General features: G+C 49.4%; 19 protein-coding genes. 18 read left to right on the forward strand and 1 reads right to left on the reverse strand.

What is annotated here, in order from left to right; all coding sequences use genetic code 11:
• The first annotated feature begins 15 nt into the window (after nt 1-15).
• The 18 genes from BQ6873_RS01235 (at nt 16) to BQ6873_RS01320 (ending at nt 16,920) form a co-directional block, all read left to right on the forward strand.
• Nucleotides 16-1,095, forward strand: a complete 1,080-nt coding sequence (locus BQ6873_RS01235; protein ID WP_076591028.1) for a protein-glutamate methylesterase/protein-glutamine glutaminase — start codon at nt 16-18, stop codon at nt 1,093-1,095.
• Between the two features lie 151 nt (nt 1,096-1,246).
• Nucleotides 1,247-1,645, forward strand: coding sequence for a chemotaxis response regulator CheY (cheY, locus tag BQ6873_RS01240; RefSeq protein ID WP_012079943.1), 399 nt, complete (start codon nt 1,247-1,249; stop codon nt 1,643-1,645).
• A gap of 1 nt (nt 1,646) precedes the next feature.
• Entirely contained in the window at nt 1,647-2,303 is a 657-nt protein-coding gene (gene cheZ, locus BQ6873_RS01245; protein ID WP_076591029.1) for a protein phosphatase CheZ, read from the forward strand.
• Between the two features lie 59 nt (nt 2,304-2,362).
• A complete protein-coding gene (locus BQ6873_RS01250; RefSeq protein ID WP_076591030.1) occupies nt 2,363-3,574 on the forward strand; it encodes an EAL and HDOD domain-containing protein in 1,212 nt (403 codons plus the stop codon).
• 154 nt (nt 3,575-3,728) lie between these two features.
• Nucleotides 3,729-4,901: a flagellar biosynthesis protein FlhB gene (gene flhB / locus BQ6873_RS01255; protein ID WP_076591031.1), complete on the forward strand. Its 1,173-nt coding sequence runs from the start codon at nt 3,729-3,731 to the stop codon at nt 4,899-4,901.
• Nucleotides 4,898-6,982 (forward strand): flagellar biosynthesis protein FlhA, encoded by a 2,085-nt coding sequence (gene flhA, locus BQ6873_RS01260; RefSeq protein ID WP_076591032.1) that lies wholly within the window; start codon nt 4,898-4,900, stop codon nt 6,980-6,982. Before flhB ends, flhA begins: the two co-directional genes overlap by 4 nt.
• Nucleotides 6,979-8,244 carry a flagellar biosynthesis protein FlhF gene (flhF, locus tag BQ6873_RS01265; protein WP_076591033.1) on the forward strand — a complete coding sequence of 422 codons (1,266 nt, stop codon included), beginning with the start codon at nt 6,979-6,981 and terminating at the stop codon, nt 8,242-8,244. Before flhA ends, flhF begins: the two co-directional genes overlap by 4 nt.
• Complete coding sequence (locus BQ6873_RS01270) at nt 8,237-9,052, forward strand: MinD/ParA family ATP-binding protein (protein ID WP_076591034.1); 816 nt, start codon at nt 8,237-8,239, stop codon at nt 9,050-9,052. Before flhF ends, BQ6873_RS01270 begins: the two co-directional genes overlap by 8 nt.
• A 7-nt stretch (nt 9,053-9,059) precedes the next feature.
• Nucleotides 9,060-9,791, forward strand: coding sequence for an RNA polymerase sigma factor FliA (locus tag BQ6873_RS01275; RefSeq protein WP_076591035.1), 732 nt, complete (start codon nt 9,060-9,062; stop codon nt 9,789-9,791).
• Nucleotides 9,773-10,513 carry a flagellar motor protein gene (locus BQ6873_RS01280; protein ID WP_076591036.1) on the forward strand — a complete coding sequence of 247 codons (741 nt, stop codon included), beginning with the start codon at nt 9,773-9,775 and terminating at the stop codon, nt 10,511-10,513. The genes BQ6873_RS01275 and BQ6873_RS01280 overlap by 19 nt, the downstream gene beginning before the upstream one ends.
• Before the next feature lie 38 nt (nt 10,514-10,551).
• Nucleotides 10,552-11,340: a flagellar motor protein MotD gene (gene motD, locus BQ6873_RS01285; protein WP_076591037.1), complete on the forward strand. Its 789-nt coding sequence runs from the start codon at nt 10,552-10,554 to the stop codon at nt 11,338-11,340.
• Nucleotides 11,341-11,573: 233 nt separating this feature from the next.
• Nucleotides 11,574-11,954 (forward strand): hypothetical protein, encoded by a 381-nt coding sequence (locus BQ6873_RS01290; protein WP_076591038.1) that lies wholly within the window; start codon nt 11,574-11,576, stop codon nt 11,952-11,954.
• Between the two features lie 935 nt (nt 11,955-12,889).
• Entirely contained in the window at nt 12,890-13,507 is a 618-nt protein-coding gene (locus BQ6873_RS01295) for a tetratricopeptide repeat protein (RefSeq protein WP_076591039.1), read from the forward strand.
• Nucleotides 13,508-13,646: 139 nt separating this feature from the next.
• Nucleotides 13,647-14,378 carry a hypothetical protein gene (locus tag BQ6873_RS01300; RefSeq protein WP_157889089.1) on the forward strand — a complete coding sequence of 244 codons (732 nt, stop codon included), beginning with the start codon at nt 13,647-13,649 and terminating at the stop codon, nt 14,376-14,378.
• A 197-nt stretch (nt 14,379-14,575) separates the two neighbouring features.
• The gene (locus BQ6873_RS01305; RefSeq protein WP_231949184.1) at nt 14,576-14,899 is read left to right on the forward strand and encodes a hypothetical protein; all 324 of its coding nucleotides are present in this window, start codon (nt 14,576-14,578) and stop codon (nt 14,897-14,899) included.
• A 210-nt stretch (nt 14,900-15,109) separates the two neighbouring features.
• Nucleotides 15,110-15,565: a hypothetical protein gene (locus BQ6873_RS01310; protein ID WP_157889090.1), complete on the forward strand. Its 456-nt coding sequence runs from the start codon at nt 15,110-15,112 to the stop codon at nt 15,563-15,565.
• A gap of 39 nt (nt 15,566-15,604) precedes the next feature.
• On the forward strand, nt 15,605-16,147 hold the full coding sequence (locus tag BQ6873_RS01315) for a hypothetical protein (protein ID WP_231949185.1): 543 nt from the start codon (nt 15,605-15,607) through the stop codon (nt 16,145-16,147).
• 116 nt (nt 16,148-16,263) lie between these two features.
• Nucleotides 16,264-16,920, forward strand: a complete 657-nt coding sequence (locus tag BQ6873_RS01320; RefSeq protein WP_076591043.1) for a DUF1345 domain-containing protein — start codon at nt 16,264-16,266, stop codon at nt 16,918-16,920.
• A 23-nt stretch (nt 16,921-16,943) separates the two neighbouring features.
• Here BQ6873_RS01320 and BQ6873_RS01325 read toward each other — a convergent pair whose 3' ends face one another.
• Nucleotides 16,944-17,780, reverse strand: coding sequence for a Rossmann-like and DUF2520 domain-containing protein (locus BQ6873_RS01325; RefSeq protein WP_076591044.1), 837 nt, complete (start codon nt 17,778-17,780; stop codon nt 16,944-16,946).
• Between the last annotated feature and the right edge of the window lie 10 nt (nt 17,781-17,790).

Here is a 17,790-nt window from a genome sequence, read left to right on the forward strand (position 1 = left end):
TAGCAAGGCAGCCTCATGAAAATTAAAGTATTGATCGTAGATGATTCAGCGCTGATACGCAGCGTGATGAAGGAGATCATCAATAGCCAACCGGATATGGAAGTTGTCGGCGTGGCACCGGACCCGATTATCGCGCGTGATTTGATCAAGCAAACAAATCCGGACGTGTTGACGTTGGACGTTGAGATGCCGCGTATGGACGGTCTGGATTTCCTGGAAAAATTGATGCGTTTGCGTCCGATGCCGGTGGTGATGGTGTCTTCGCTGACAGAGCGCGGTTCGGAAATTACCTTGCGCGCACTTGAGCTGGGTGCGGTTGATTTCGTCACCAAGCCGAAGATGTCGATTCAGAGCGGCATGCTTGAATATACAGAGATGATTGCCGACAAGATTCGTGCAGCATCGAAAGCACGTATCAAGTCACGCCCGATCGTGCAGCATGATGCGAACAAGCAAACTGGCGATGGCGTTTTACCGCTGATACGCAATCCTCTTACCAGTAGTGAAAAACTGATCATCATCGGTGCATCTACCGGTGGTACGGAAGCGATCAAGGACTTCCTGATGCAGATGCCATCTGATTGTCCGGGCATCCTGATCACGCAACACATGCCGGCTGGATTTACTAAATCGTTTGCGCAACGTCTGGATAGTTTGTGCAAAATCGGCGTGAAAGAATCGGAAGGCGGCGAGCGGATTTTGCCTGGTCATGCTTATCTGGCGCCTGGCCATTCGCATCTGCAATTAATACGTAGTGGTGCCAACTATGTAACGCAACTTGACCAAGGCCCGCCAGTCAATCGTCATCGTCCATCGGTCGACGTGTTGTTCCATTCAGCGGCAGTGCATGCCGGCAAGAATGCTGTCGGCGTAATACTGACAGGGATGGGTAAGGATGGTGCATTGGGCATGCTGGAAATGAAGAATGCCGGTGCCTATAACTTCGCGCAGGACGAGGCGTCATGCGTAGTATTCGGTATGCCGCGTGAAGCGATTGCAGTCGGTGCAACGCATGAAGTTGGCGCATTGAATGCACTGCCAGGAATGGTTTTAGGTCATCTGGCGACGCATAGCAGTCGCGCATTGCGCGTCTAAGTGGTTTTTTGATACAGCTAGTGTTGGTTTCTTCTGATTTGCTTGTATCCTCGGTGCATAATAGCGATGCATCGAAATGAGACGATGCGTTAGACCATGTTCGATTCCTTACCAGGGTCGATGACGATTTAAAGAATTAATGGAGTAATTCATGGCAGGCCCAAATACCAAATTTTTAGTTGTTGATGATTTTTCAACAATGCGTCGCATTGTTCGCAACCTCTTGAAGGAACTGGGCTATACGAACGTCGATGAAGCGGAAGATGGCGCAATGGCTCTCGCGAAATTGCGTAGCGAACAATTCGACTTCGTCGTGTCCGACTGGAACATGCCGAATATGGACGGTTTGACGATGTTGCAACATATTCGTGCCGATCCAGCACTTTCCAAATTGCCAGTGTTGATGGTTACGGCAGAAGCGAAAAAAGAAAACATCATCGCCGCTGCACAAGCAGGTGCAAACGGTTATGTGGTCAAGCCATTTACCGCTGCGACACTGGACGAAAAACTCGCGAAGATTTTCGAAAAACTGGCTGCTGCCGGGGCCTGAGTTGAGCGGCGCCTCATCTGCACAGACAGTATCCGAAACAGATCACGCAAACTTGGCGAACGACGAAGTGCTGTCGCGCGTGGGGCATATGACCCGCGCGCTGCATGAGAGTCTGCGCGGCCTGGGTTTCGATCAATTAATAGAACGTGCTTCGCACGATATTCCTGATGCACGTGATCGCCTTGATTACGTTGCACGTATGACTGAGCAGGCCGCACAACGTGTCTTGAACGCGACTGAAGCGGCGGGTCCTTTGCAAGAACGCATTCAGTCTGATGCCGCCGCAATGTCTACGGAATGGCAGCAAGCCTTGCAAGGTAATTTTTCTGAAGAAAAATATCGTGCCTTGGCAGAGCAGACCATTGCTCATCTGAATGCAACACAAAGCGCGACGACAGAAACCAGGCAGCATCTGATGAACATCATGATGGCGCAGGACTTTCAGGATTTGACCGGACAAGTCATCAAGAAAGTCACCGAACTGGCGCATGGTCTGGAGCAGCAGTTGCTGCAATTGCTGGTCGATTACGCTCCGCCTGAGAAGAAGAAAGAAGTCGATACCGGTTTGCTGAACGGGCCGCAAATCAATCCAGTCGGTAATGATGTGGTTGCTGGTCAAGAGCAGGTCGATGATCTGCTTGAAAGCCTGGGTTTCTAATCCATTGATGCGCCGCCGTTTGTCACCTCAACTTCCTTTGTTCTTTTTGCTTATTTCCCATGCCTGAAATGAAATTCATCGTGCGTGAGCCGTTGCTGAATGCAGCGCAGCAGCTCCTCGGATACGAGCTGTCGTGGCAAAGCAATGAGCAAGATGGTGGGATGGCCAGCGATGAGGATTTGCTGGAACTGGTGACCTTTGTCGCTGCGCAATTGCACGATAAAGAATCGGTTTGGTTGCTGAATGACAGTGTGCTGTTTTTTGAAGCGACGCCGGCCTTGGTCGCTTCCGATGTAGTAAAAAAACTGCCTGCACAAAACACGGTATTTCGCCTGAGCTCAGCGGATCTGGCAGATAAAGAAACGCTCAGAGTAGTGAGTGACTTGCGACAACAAGGTTATGGAATTTCACTGCGCGATGCAGATACTTTGCCGCATAACAGTCAGCTTTTGCAAGTCGTCAGCCATGTCGAGGGACACTTCAGTCGTGACAGTACAGATGTAAAAGCAATCGAGCAGAGTCTGAAATCTGACTATGTCAAATTGATCGCGCGCCAGATCACCGATTGGCGCGAATACGATCATTGTGTCGCAAACGGGCTGTACGCATTCATAGGCAATCTATACCTGACACAGCGCCCAAATGCTGAGAAAAAGGGATTGAATTCAGCACAGCTCATCATTGTCCAGTTGATGGAAATGGTGCGGCAAAATGCCGATATTCGTGAGCTTGAAGAAGTGCTAAAGCGCGATGCTGCGTTGTCATACAAGTTATTCCGCTATATCAACAATGTCGGTTACGGTTTGGGGGCGGAAATTCAATCTTTGCGTCATGCCGTGACGATGCTTGGTTATTCGCCTTTGTATCGCTGGTTGTCTTTGTTGTTGGCCACTGCCAGTACGCATAGCCATTCGGCAGTGTTGATGCAAACGGCGATTGTGCGTGGTCGCTTTGCAGAATTAGCCGGGCACGGCATTTTGCCCAAACATGAGGCCGAAAACCTGTTTGTGGTCGGCATGTTTTCCTTGCTGGATCGTTTGCTGGGTATTCCGATGGAAGAGGTGCTGAGCAAGATTCAGCTCTCAGAATCGGTAGCACAAGCATTGCTGACGCGTGACGGCATGTACGGCCCATTCCTGGCGCTTGCCGAGGCATGTGAGCCGAATAATGGCGATATTGGCGCACTGGCTGACTCTCTTTTCATCAGCTCGCGTCAGGTCAATGAAGCGCATTTGGCCGCACTGGCCTGGGCGCAAGCCATCAAGATTTAGCTTTTCTTTCAATTTCCCGCTTAGCACGACTTAAAAAGCGGGATCTTTCCCATCCTATTCCCTCGATCACCTTAAGGCTTTCTAGCCAATAATCCACTCATAGGTCCGTATGGCGTCATGTTGAATGCCAGCGGGAGTACCTCAGGAGTCGGCTTTGGCTGAAGAAAGTGATCTCGAAAAGACTGAACCCGCGTCACCGCGCAAGCTGGAGCAAGCGCGGGAGCAGGGTGATGTGCCGCGTTCGCGCGAGTTGGCGACCTGTACGCTGTTACTGGCTGCGGGCGCTGCTTTCTGGATCACCGGCGGCCGCATGATCGCTCAACTGAACGCCACGCTGGCGTCTGGCCTTTCTTTCGATCGCGAGATGGCCTTCGATATGGAATTGTTGCTGGCGCATGCAGCCGCCAGCATTATCGATTTGCTGATCGCGTTTGCACCTGCGGCATTAATCCTGATCGTGGTCGCACTGGCATCACCAGCCTTGATCGGCGGCTGGTTGTTCAGTGCGCAGGCCTTGCAACCTAATTTCGGCCGTATGAACCCGATGAAGGGTTTGGGCAATATGGTTTCCAGCCGCTCAGCGGTGGAGCTGGGCAAGGCAATTGCCAAAACCATCCTGATCGGCTGGATCGCTTGGATGGTAATCCGTTATGAATTTGATGCGGTGCTGGCGCTGAGCGTGGAACCGTTGAAATCAGGTACTGAACATTTGGGTCATTTGCTGGTCGTCAGCTTTATCTTTATCGCGAGTGGCTTGGTCATCATTGCGATGATCGATGCACCATATCAAATGTGGCAGCACGCGAAGAAATTGATGATGTCGCGCCAGGACGTCCGTCAGGAATCCAAGGAGTCCGAAGGTAATCCGGAGATCAAAGCGAAGATACGCCAGCAACAACGCGAGATGGCACGTCGCCGCATGATGTCCGAAGTGCCAACCGCAGACGTCGTCGTGACCAACCCGACGCACTATGCGGTCGCATTGAAATACTCAGAAAACGGCATGCGCGCACCGAAGGTCGTCGCCAAAGGTGCGGATGAAGTCGCCGCCAAAATTCGCGAGCTGGCAATGGAAAACAATGTAGTGCTGCTGGAAGCGCCACCACTGGCGCGTGCGCTGTTCCGTCATGCCGAATTGGGCGATGAAATCCCTGAAAAACTCTATATCGCTGTAGCCGAAGTATTGGCTTATGTATTCCAGTTGCGCGCATACAGCAAGAGCGGTGGTGCACGTCCGGTCAAACCGGACGATCTCGATGTGCCGCCAGAGATGGATCCCCTTAACCCTGCTGCAGAAGATGCAGATACGAATGGCCTGCCACAATGAATAGCCTGAAATTACCCGCCTGGATGACCGGCGAAGGTTCGAGAGCCATCGCCGCACCGCTGATCATCATCATGATGTTGTCGATGATGGTGCTGCCGCTGCCGGCCATCGTGCTCGATATTTTCTTCAGCTTTAATATTGCGCTGTCCATCATCGTATTGTTGACCGCCTTGTACACGGTCAAGCCGCTCGATTTCATGGTGTTCCCGACGGTGCTCTTGGTCAGCACCATGTTGCGCCTGTCCTTGAACGTCGCATCCACACGCGTGGTGCTGACGGATGGTCATAACGGTCCGGATGCTGCAGGTAAAGTGATTGAGGCCTTCGGCCATTTTCTGATTGGTGGTAACTACACTGTCGGTATCGTGGTGTTCGTGATTTTGACCATCATCAACTTTACGGTTGTGACTAAAGGTGCGGGTCGTATCGCTGAGGTGGGCGCACGTTTCGCATTGGATGCGATGCCGGGTAAACAGATGGCGATTGATGCCGACTTGAATGCCGGCTTGATCGGTGAACAAGATGCACGTCTGCGTCGTACGCAAGTTGCGCAAGAAGCTGAGTTCTACGGTGCGATGGACGGTGCAAGTAAATACGTGCGCGGCGATGCGATCGCCGGCATTATCGTCACGGTGATCAATATTGTCGGCGGTCTGATCGTCGGTATGGTGCAGCACGATATGGGGTTTTCTGCTGCGCTGGAAAACTACACCTTGCTGGCGATTGGTGATGGCCTGGTTGCACAGATTCCTTCGCTGATTATTTCTACGGCTGCAGGTATCGTCGTTTCACGCGTAGCGAGTGAACAGGACATCGGCGGCCAATTGGTCGGGCAGTTGTTTGCCAAGCCGCAAGTACTGTATATCACCGCTGCGATCATTGGTGGCATGGGCTTGATTCCTGGCATGCCACATGTCTCTTTCCTTTTCCTCGCCAGCATCATGGCTGGTGCGGCATACATGATTTCGCAACGTGCATTGAAAGCACCACAAGTCGAACCTGAAGTGACTGCACCACCAGCTGCGCCGGAAGTCGAAGAAGCGAGCTGGCAAGATATCGTTCAAGTCGATACGCTGGGACTGGAAGTCGGCTATCGCCTGATTCCGTTGGTCGATAAATCACAAAGTGGCGAACTGCTGCGTCGGATCAAAGGCATACGCAAAAAATTTGCACAGGAAGTCGGCTTTCTGTCGCCACCCGTACATATCCGCGACAACCTGGAGTTGAAGCCATCTGCTTACCGCATCACGCTCAAAGGCGTGGAAGTCGGTAGTGGCGAAGCACTGGCCGGCCAGTTCCTGGCAATCAATCCGGGCATGGTCAGTGGCACTTTGCCTGGACCAACAACCAGCGACCCCGCTTTTGGTTTGCCAGCAACCTGGATCGACTCCAACATGCGCGAACAAGCGCAAGGCATGGGTTACACCGTGGTGGATGCAGGCACTGTGGTCGCTACCCATTTGAATCACTTGATCACAACACACGCTGCTGAATTGCTCGGTCGTCAGGAAGTGCAGCAATTACTCGATCATTTGGCCAAGGAGTCGCCGAAGCTGGCAGAAGATTTGGTGCCTAAGGTGATTCCACTTTCGACTCTGCAAAAAGTATTGCAAAACCTGTTGATCGAAGGTGTACATATCCGCGATATGCACACCATTATCGAAACATTGTCCGAGCATGCGCCTTACACACAAGACGTGAATGAATTGACCGCATTGGTACGTGTGGCATTGGGTCGCGCCATCGTGCAGCAACTGTTCCCATCGACGAACGAATTGTCAGTCATGACATTGGATAACCGCCTTGAACGTTTGCTGACGCAAGCCTTGCAAGCAAGCGGATCCGAAGGTGCTGGCATTGAGCCGGGCTTGGCTGACACGATAGCCGCGCAAGCAGAAGCCGCGACGCGCCAACAGGAATCATTAGGATTAACACCGGTACTGCTGGTGCCAGCGCAATTGCGCGCATTGCTGGCGCGCTTCCTGCGTCGTGCCTTGCCGCAGCTCAAAGTGCTATCGCATGCAGAAGTTCCGGATTCAAAAACAATCAGAGTAACTAGCTTAGTTGGAGGTCAGGTATGAACGTCAGAAAATTTACAGCAAGCACGTCGCGAGGCGCATGGAGTTTGGTGCGTGAAGCACTCGGACCAGATGCGGTCATCCTTTCCAATCGTGCGGTGGATGATGGTGTCGAAATTCTGGCGCTGGCCGGCGAGGACATGGCTTCGCTTTCCGAGCCTGTTGTTGAAAAAGCAGCACTTTCTGAATCGACGTTTGCCGCATTAGCACCACAGCATAAGTTAGGTCACACGCCTACTTTGGCAATTACATCCAATGTCACCAGCCAAACCGACACGACAGAAATCAACAGTTCCGAGCTGAACGATGTGATGAACGAAATCCGTTCGATGCGCGGCATGCTGGAAATGCAATTGACTGAAATCGCATGGAATGGTCAGCACAAGCGCGAACCAGTTAAATCGACCGTATTGCGTGAAATGCTGGCTGCTGGATTCAGCGCAAGTTTGGCGCGCTATCTGATTGAGCGTTTGCCTGCAGGCTCGAGCAATCAAAGTGGCATGGAATGGATCAAATCGATATTGACTCGCAATCTGGCGACTATCGGTGACGAAAACGAGATCCTTGAAAAAGGTGGCGTCTACGCATTGGTCGGCCCGACCGGTGTAGGTAAAACGACAACCACTGCAAAATTAGCTGCACGTTGCGTCATGCGTCACGGTCCTGGCAAGCTTGCCTTGATCACGACCGACGGCTATCGTATCGGCGGTTACGAGCAATTGCGTATCTACGGCAAAATCCTCGGCGTCATGGTGCACTCGGTCAAGGATGAAGCTGACCTGCGCATCGCGCTGGATGAGTTGAAAGGCAAACATACCGTCCTGATCGATACCGTTGGCGTTAGCCAGCGCGATCAAATGGTCGCAGATCAGATCGCGATGTTGTCCGGTGCCGGTAGTCAGGTCAAACGTCTGTTGTGTCTGAATGCGACTTCAACCGGTGAAACGCTCAATGAAGTAGTGCGTTCTTACATGGGTAATGGCCTCGCAGGTTGCATATTGACCAAAATGGATGAAGCTGCAACCATTGGTAGTGCACTAGATATAGTCATACGGCAGAAATTGAACTTATACTACGTCGCGAACGGTCAACGCGTACCGGAAGATCTGCACGTCGCTAACCAACAATATCTGGTTGAGCGTGCATTTAAACTCAAGCGCGAAACAGCGCCGTTCCAGTTCAGTGATGCGGAGATACCTTTGGTGATGGCAAATACGGCGCGTGCAATGAATGACAAGACCTTGCGTGAGGTGATTCTTGGGTAGTTTTAAATGTGATCAGGCAGAAGGTCTGCGGCGACTGCTCGCCGGGCCAAAGCCGCGCATTTTCACTTTTTTGTCAGCCACTTCAGCGGCAGAAAAAAGCGCGATGCTGGTCAATCTGAGCGCCTCGCTTGCATCAAGCGGCAGCGATGTCGTGCTGCTGGACGCCTGCGCTTCCACAAATGGCATCACGCATCGCATGGGTGCAGAAATACAGGCAACCTTGCTTGACGTCGCACGCCAGGAGCGCGCACTTAATCAAGTCGTGCAAGCGATGCCGCAAGGCTTCGGTCTGGCGTCACTGACGCGTGGCTCACTCCATGCAGTAACACGTGATGCGAATCAACAGCGTCGTCTGTCGAATGCATTCAACGTCTTGGCATCGCAATCAGACGTGCTGATGGTTGATGCCGAACTGGATGAAGATGGTAATTTACCTATCCCTGCGATGGCGAACGGCGATATCGTCGTACAAGTTTCGCCCGATGCGGCATCGATCAAGAACGCCTATGCGTTGATCAAACGATTGAATGCGCAATTAGGCCGTCGTCCGTTCAGTGTTCTGGTGACAGGGGCAGACGAGCAGGAAGCCGCGCTTGTTTATCAAAACATGGCACAAGCGGCCAGTCGTTATCTGGCAGTGGAATTGCATTCGATAGGCTCTGTACCGCAAGATGAACAAACGACACGCGCGGCGCGTCTTGGTCGTGCGGTGATAGATGCCTTCCCGATGGCTGGTGCATCGGTTGCTTTCAGACGTCTTGCAGAACGTTTTACCTTATCCGCCCACGGCGCCAAGTTCGGAGCCTGAATCACCTATGTATACCGCGGCTGGAAAATCAGACAAAGATCATCTCGTAGGAGAACATGCGCCTCTAGTTAAAAAACTGGCGCATCAGATGAAAGCCAAGTTGCCGCCTAGTGTGGAAGTGGATGATTTGATTCAGGCTGGCATGATTGGTTTGCTGGATGCTGTTAGCCGCTACGAAGAAACACATGGCGCGCAATTCGAAACCTATGCCGTGCAACGCATACGCGGCGCGATGCTGGATGAATTGCGCAGCAGTGACTGGATGCCGCGCAGCATGCGTCAAAATATGCGCAAGATCGAGGTGGCAATGAACACCTTGCAGCAGCGTCTGGGACGTGCGCCGAACGAGAGCGAAGTCGCCAAACAGCTCAAGCTGTCGCTGGCTGATTATCAGGATTTGTTGAGCGACGGTGGTGGCCATCAACTGGTGTATTACGAAGACTTTCACGATAGCGAAGACAACGAGCATTTCCTCGATCGTTATTGCACCGATGAGTCGCCCGATCCATTGCAGAATTTGATGAACACCGGTTTTCGTGCCGCGGTCATTGAAGCAATTCATGCACTGCCGGAGCGTGAAAAAATCCTCATGGGTTTGTACTACGAGCAGGAAATGAATCTGAAGGAAATCGGCGCCGTCATGGGCGTGACCGAATCACGTGTATCGCAATTGCATAGTCAGGCTATCGCCAGGATGCGTGCAAACTTAAGGGAGAAAGCGTGGACTGGGGTAGCTTAATTGGTATCGCGCTGGCGCTTGGTGGCATCCTTGTCGGGCAAATGCTCGAAGGAGGAGGGCTGGGCTCGCTGGTGCAACCAGCCGCGTTCATCATTGTCATCGTCGGCACCATAGGTGCTGTTCTTCTGCAAAGCGGCTGGCGCAATTTTGCGCAAGGCGTAAAAATGGCGGGTTTGGTTTTCGTCCCGAAGGATGATGACTATCAAGCCTTGATCAGTGACATCACTAGTTGGAGTGTGATCGCACGTCGCGAAGGCTTGCTCAGTCTGGAACGTGTCATCAAGGATGTGAACGATCCATTTATTGCGCACGGTTTGCGTTTGATCGTGGATGGTGTTGATCCAAATAAATTACGTGAAGTGTTGGATATGGAAATCGGCGCTTATGAAACACGCCAACGCCTAGCCATCAAGATATGGGAAGCAGCAGGCGGTTACGCGCCGACCATCGGGATTTTGGGCGCGGTTCTTGGCCTGATACACGTGATGGAAAACTTATCCGATCCAAGTCGCCTCGGTAGCGGTATTGCTGTCGCATTTGTGGCCACGATTTATGGCGTTGGTTTTGCTAATCTAGTGTTCTTGCCTATCTCCAGTAAGCTCAAAGCTCTGGTCAGTCGCGATATTTTTAAACGCGAAATGCTGGCGGATGCATTTGCCGGTATTGCTGCAGGTGACAATCCGCGCTTGATCGAAGAGCGCATGAATATCTATCTGATGTAACGGTAGTTTTGCTTACAGTATCTGCAGATTGATCAACCATGGCACGTAGAAAACACGAAGAAGAACATGAAAACCATGAGCGTTGGCTGGTGTCCTACGCCGACTTCATCACGCTCTTGTTCGCCTTCTTTGTCGTCATGTACGCGATCTCTTCTGTCAACGAAGGCAAGTACCGCATTCTCTCTAATTCCCTCGGCATTGCATTCGGTGGTGTAACCGCCAAAGCGCCTGTTTTAAAAGATCCTGCCGAATCGAATACGGCGATTATGTCTCTACCGATTCCAGCGCCATCATCGGCAGCACAGCGCGCCAATGATGCCATCGTTAAACGTGAAAAAGCGCGTATGACCAATATTGCGCGCGATATTCTCAAAGCGATGGCACCACTGATTAGCCAAGGCAAGGTGCGTGTGACACAAACCAATCGCGGCGTCAGCGTAGAGATTAACGCCAGCGTTTTATTCGCGCCAGGTGAAGCGAAGTTGAATGCGCAATCGGATGCCGCCTTGCGTGCCGTTGCACAAGTATTGAAAAAGGTCGACAACGATATTCAGGTAGAAGGCCACACCGATAACACACCTATCAACAACTCGACGTTCCCATCCAACTGGGAATTGTCAGCGGTGCGTGCTAGTAGCGTAGTACGACTCTTTATCGACAGCGGTGTTGATGAAAAACGCATGGTTGCCATGGGACACGGTGCAAATCTGCCGGTGGACACTAACGAGACACCGGAAGGTCGTTTGCGTAACCGTCGGGTACAGTTAATGATTCTTTCCGGTATGCCGGATGTGGTGACTGAAGTGCCGGTAACGCCGGAAGAGTAAGTATTGCCAGTTAGGTTCTATGCCTTGATTTTTAGGTTTGTTACCTTTTAAATTTGGTTTTTTAAATTCCCCCCGTTTTATCTAATTCCCTCCATCCTTGTTTGTAAAAATGGTCTTTGCAAGGCTGCTGCAGTAAAAACACAGACTTCAAATTTTCTGTGATTGTTTAGTTGGCATTAGACATTTCCACAGATAAAAAAGCACATATTCCATTAATTTAGAGGAGGCCATAAATGGCGAGAGTTGGTAAGTTGCTTAATTACGACGAGCTTCTTGCGCAGTATCCAGATTGGACTTTGTGGAATACGGATGCCTATTATCGAGAATCAACACCGGAGGCTACTGAGGCTGCGCGCCTCCGATGTTGGCGAGAGATGGGTGTTGTTATTAAATTTATCCAAGACAACGGCCTTACACGACGTATGCTTTGCGAGACAGCTCCTGATATCCCAGAAAATTTTTGTGTTTATCTGCGCGACATTACACCAGAGGGTTTGGAGTTCTATCGTACGGGTTATATGAAGTGGTTGAAGCGTTTTGAACGCAATATGCATGCTGATCCGTCGAATGTAAGCGTTATGGAGAAAGCATTAGCAGCAATGCGTAAAAATTAACGGCCACTAGAGGTTGCAGCCTGTCTGTCATGATGGCATCCGTCTTTGTTTGTTCGTCCTGACTATGTTGATACGACGAGAGGGCCGAGAAGACGGAGCTAATGCGATTGCGGCTTTGCATATAACAGGCTTTAAAAAGAATGAGTACTAAAGGGAGCTGTGTTTGCTTTCATTCCTTAAATATGAGATTTTAATTTCGCAACATTGCTTCAGAATTACGCCTGCTTTTTTTGCCATTAATCTTCATAAATTTTATGCAATGCTCGTTGTGTAATCAGATCAATGACGCCATGGCCGTCATTGCTTTTAATGCCGAAAGACGCTTATTCATGAGGCAATTGAGGTTGGATGGATCAGCTTCGCTTTAATTTCCCGTGGATGATATTTAAAAAATCAGCCTCGTTTAATTTCTAAAATTAAACGAGGTCACGCGTCGTCCTCGTATCAGATTCGCTTGTATTCTCAGCATCTTGTGTAGCGAGGCATCAATCGAGAGTCATGTTTCTTTGCAGAAGATGTATTACTGTTATCCCCATTGGCTCAAGGAAGTTGTAGCCGATTGAAACTGCGGGATTCTCCTCGCTTTACCTATTTCTCCTTCATTCGTATTTCCCAAAAGCCTTTAAAAGCCGCGCTGTGCAAGCACGCACTTCAAATTTATCACTACTGTTTAAGTTAAATTAATTTAACAAAATATCCCATGAACATGGGATGCGTGGACATGTGATTTTCTATATTGTTCTTTCCTTTGAGCAACATTATGATGTTCTTCAATGTTAATGATCGCAACGTAAACGCAAGTTGTCTTTCGCTTTCATTTTCAGGCCTGAATAAACACCACAGTAATCACGCAAAATTATTTGGCATCTTCCTTTATGACAAAGTGAGGCGATTCCCTAATTAGTGATTGTTGATAGATTTTTCAAAGGAAATTCATGAGGTTTTTTTGCTTTTTAGTTCTGTCATTTGCTTTATCAGGATGTGCCTCCGAGATTCAAAAAAGAACTTCTCAAAACTACACATTGATTGCTATGCAAGCGCAGGCGAAGGGTGATTGGGATACTGCCCGCAGGGCGTATGCACGAGCCGTTGTAAATGCCGAGCATGCCAAGCTATCTCCTAACACGCGGGCTCTTTTAACCTATGAATATGGACGCTCGCTTGGCGTGAATTGTTTCTATGACCTGGCCGAATCAGAACTGAATCTGGCCTACAAATTGGATAAAGAAGCAGGAAATCCTCTTTACCTGTCATTGACAGAGCTAGCTCGGCTCACCTTCGATCAACAGAAATTTCAAAGTTCAATTGCTTACTTTGAACAATCTATACAAGAGCTTGATCAGGCAAAATTTTCCGAAAAAGCTCCTACTGGATATGCAGACATACTGGATGAATATTCCATAGCATTGTTCAACGTAGGTCGGAAAGCAGACTCTGCTGCGATCAAAAAAAGAAGTTCCGAAATTAGAAACGCTAATCCGAATGGAAAATCCATAACGGATCGAACCCCCTATGGCAAATTTTGCGTAACTAAAGAGCAGCGTTCTTTGTAGTTGTGCTGCGTTATTTGCGCAAAGTTTACCAGCACGTTTAGTTTCCTTAAATAATCATGCCGCAGTTCGGTAATCGCCGGAAATCAAGTTAAGTGCGGTAATCGAAATACCTCTTTATTAATTTTTAAAAAAATAAACCATGAAAAATTTATTCGTACTACTAACTGTTGTCTCTGTTCTTGCTGGATGCGCCACAGCGCCCGATAACTCTGCTGCTTTGCAAGCACGTAAAGACGCGATTGCAGCTGTATCCAAGGTGGAAATTTTTTACAACGGTGACGATGAACTGGTCGTGATTGACGCTGGTGGTTCCGGCATGGCTGGTATGGGCGGTTTGTTTGGCCCTATCGGACAATTGATGGCAATCGGGGCGGATGCTGCGAGCAAACTTTCGGTGGCTGAACGTGCGGAGGCGCGTAGCAAGGAGTTTGCGGCGGCGGTGAAGGGGGGCACATCTCCTAGAACGCTTAACCAGCAGTTTGCTGAGAATCTGGCCACCCATATCCAGGCTACAGGACGGGAAGTCAAGATCACACCCATCCAACGGTCCAAGGGTGCGTTAGCTATTGCCTTCCCTGAAGTAGAGGTCACGCCTGGTTATACAGCATTGCTGGTTCGGATCACGACCGGCTACGGCGCTGTCGATGCCCTGTCAAGTTATCGGCCGACTATCGTCATAGAGCAGTCCCTGAAAAATGCAGAGCGTCGCAATGTGTACTTCGATACTTATAAAGCGGATATCAGTGAGCCGAATTACTTGATGTATGGCACGTTGCTCGAACAGCATGTCGCTGCTCATGAGGGGCTTCGACAAGGTTTGGTAGCCGTAGCCGATCCGGTATCTCGACGGATGTTTGCTGCCAAAAACTGACTGGTGAAAATCAATTAAGGGGCGCTGTTCAGGATAGTGAATCTATTCCTGTTCCCGATTTTGATAATTGAAACAAGAGACCGTTTGTAAGTAAGGGATATTAAAAGCCTATCTTTGCCGGCAAGGATATTTCCATGAAGCGATATTCATGCTTTGTTTTTGTGCTGATGTGTATGACTTCATGTGCTGTAACTTACATGGATTTACCTTCAGCATTTGAAGAGAATTTTTGGAATAAGCCCGGTTATAAAAGGAACGATGTTGCTCAATTTCTTTGGCAGGTTTGTAAGTACAAGAAACTTGATGACTTGGCAAAAGAGAGGCTAGGAGTTGATATTCAGACTTTAGATAAAGAGTTGGATGCGATTGTTTTTCGTGCAGAGGAGTGCATGCTGGAAAACGGTTTTACTTACGAAGATAAACCTAAAGGATTTATTGAAAGTAAAAACGGTGGTCGGTGCCGTTTCTCATTTCTTCAATATCTCCCCTCATGTCAGATACTAATGAATTCACAAAAATGAATCTATGTCTGTGCTCGAAAGAGCACAATATTTTGTTAGAGATCTTATCGCTTTTGGCAAGGTAAGCAGTCTTCGTTGGTGATTGAAAGCGTTTTGGAATCCGCATTCTTAGTAATGTCGCAGACATTACAAATTAAAAATGCCAGTTCGTAATTTTTAAAGTTGTATTCCCTATATGTACAAAATTTTCATTCAAAAAATAAAATTATTATGAATAAATTCATCACTCCTCTTATCGCTATTTCTTTATTGGCAGGTTGTGCCAGCACCAATACTGGAACTAATAGATCATCCGGGGGAAAGACGGACGTTGAAGTTTGTATGACGGCGATTAAACATTCGAATTTATTGATTGTTGAAGTTCCAGCAACAGGGAGCTTTATTAGCAATAAAATGATTGTTGCTACAGTAAAAGCAACTGGTTCCAATGCTGTTGACTCTCTAGTTAGTGTTCTATCACTCTCTGCAAGGCATGCAGTTGTTGTTGTCGGTGATAACGATGAAGTGACTGCTGCAACTGTAGAAACCGCACTGGGTAAATTACCTCAGGCGACAGTGCGTTCTAAAGAGCCTTTATGTTTTGCTGGCGATGCGCAATTTGAACCAGGACTGCGGGCTGCAGCAGATGCGGCGAGAATTTCATTCTTGGCAGTTCCGAATCGTTAAATGATATCTGTCGGTATGAAGCATTTAAGCAGATGCTTTTTGCAATCACTTATCGGACCGAGTCAGATATCTGTTTCATTCTTGTTCGTAATGATATTGCAAGGGTGCGCAACCGTACCTGAGGTGCCAGTTACATATGATCCTGCTACTCAGGCGCGTATTCGGGTGTTTCACGGAACGGCGGCTTATCTTTATTTGGGTGATGTCTGTGATGGTAAAAGCCATTCCTTTATTCATGCGGCTGCTGGTGGATTTTCCTATTTCGAGCGTAATAAGAAAATAGGGATGCCTGCTACCGACGATATGCCGCTTTCTTATCATGAGTATGCAATTCCAGCCAATAAACCTTTTACAGTAATGATGCGCTGGCAAGCGCAGAATGCAAGCGGGACATGGGAAAGTTGCGGGCCGATTTATACAAGCTTTACCCCTAGAGCTGGGCAGGATTACGACACTTTTATGTCATTTCATCGCGGAGCCTGTCAGGGAGTAAAGGTGCGGAAACTGATTTCGGATGAAAGTGGTAAGGTAACTACCATGGCTGCTTCAATTAATGGTCCTCCGTTTCGACAATGTCGTTAACTTTTCCGCGAAGCAATTGAGCGCGACGTGCTTTCTGTGCGAAAGCGTTGAGTTCGAAATGGATTTTTCTCATCCATTGTCAAATTACCGCATTTTATGATTTTCTCTGATTGCTCATGACGAAAATTTCCCGTCTCACTCGCTCCCACCTGCGCCTGACATCGATAGTTTTAATCGGCCTCATCGTCGGAATCGCTGCGCCGGATTCCTGGCAGTTGGTGACGAGAGCTTTGGTAGGGTGGAATGTCGCAGTATGGGCAAATCTACTGCAAATGGGATGGTTGATAGCGACATCCAGTCGCGCACATGTCAAGGCGATTGCGGGGCGTGAGGATGCGGGTGCGGTGACAGTGGTGGGGATTTTGTCTATCGTGGCGACCTTGAGCTTGGTTGCGATTATTCTTGAACTGACATCGGCTAAAGGCTTGTCCGGCGCATTGAAGTTTTCCCATTACGTGTTTACCGGTACTACGGTGCTTGGTTCATGGTTGCTGCTGGGTGCGATTTATACCTTTCATTACGCACGCTTGTATTACCAATCGCCTGCAGATCGAAGGGCGCTGCGTTTTCCTGATGCGGAGAGCAATCCGGATTATTGGGACTTCCTTTATTTTTCTTTCACGATAGCTGTGGCGGCACAGACTTCCGACGTATCGGTCATGTCAGCTGGTATGCGTAAGGCAGTGCTGGCGCAATCAGTGCTGAGCTTTTTGTTCAATGCTGCGATCATCGGCTTATCGATCAATATCGCTGCAGGTTTGATCGGTACTTGATTGCATCGGTTTGCCGATAGTTATTACTTCTTCTTTTGTCGCCGTGCCAGGTGTGCAGTCAACTTTCCCAATTGCTTGTAGAGTCTTCCATAGCGTTTGTCCCACGCATTGACACTACGGTATTGCTTGATGACGGTGGCAGTGTCGTTGCGTGCAATTGGTCCGGTCAACGCTTGTTCTGGACCTATCTGCAAAACATTCTCAGTTGTTTCTCTTACCAGCGACGCCATCATCTTTAATGCGACGTCTTGCGGTATGCCGGCCTTGCCATAGGCTTGTACGGCTGTATCCAGCAGCGTTACCAGGTAGTTGGAGGCGAACACCGCTGCGGCGTGATATAGCACCTTGGCATCGCCTTGGATAGAAACTGTTTGCGCACCTATCGTGTTGAATAGAGGGTTCAGTACATCGAGGGCAGTCTGGTCGCCTTCTACGCCGCAATACGTCCCTGCAAAGTCTGCTACTACCTTCTCGGGCATGGCAAAGCTGCGTATAGGGTGGATACTGGCGATGGTTGCGCCGCGTTGGCTAGCGCTGTCCAGTATGGATGAAGGCAGGGCGCCGCTGCAGTGGAAGACGATGTGGCTTGCTGACAAGTGGCCGCTATTTGCTAAAGCCATACAGCAGGCAGTGATCTGATCGTCTGGGGCTGTGATGAGGAAAATGTCTGCTGGTTGCAAGTCAGCATAGCTACTCGCAACACGACCTGCGCCGACAAAAGCGGCAGCGCGCGTGCCGCTTTCTATCGAGGTGTTGAGGATGTCTTGAATTTGAACAATTTGATGCTGCACCCACAAGCGCGCCAGCGTCTGGCCGACTTTGCCGCAACCGATGATGGAGAGTGATTTCGGCTTGCTCATGGGTGTTTAT

The sequence above is a fragment of the Herminiimonas arsenitoxidans genome (genome assembly GCF_900130075.1).
GTDB classification, from domain to species: Bacteria; Pseudomonadota; Gammaproteobacteria; order Burkholderiales; family Burkholderiaceae_D; genus Oxalicibacterium; species Oxalicibacterium arsenitoxidans.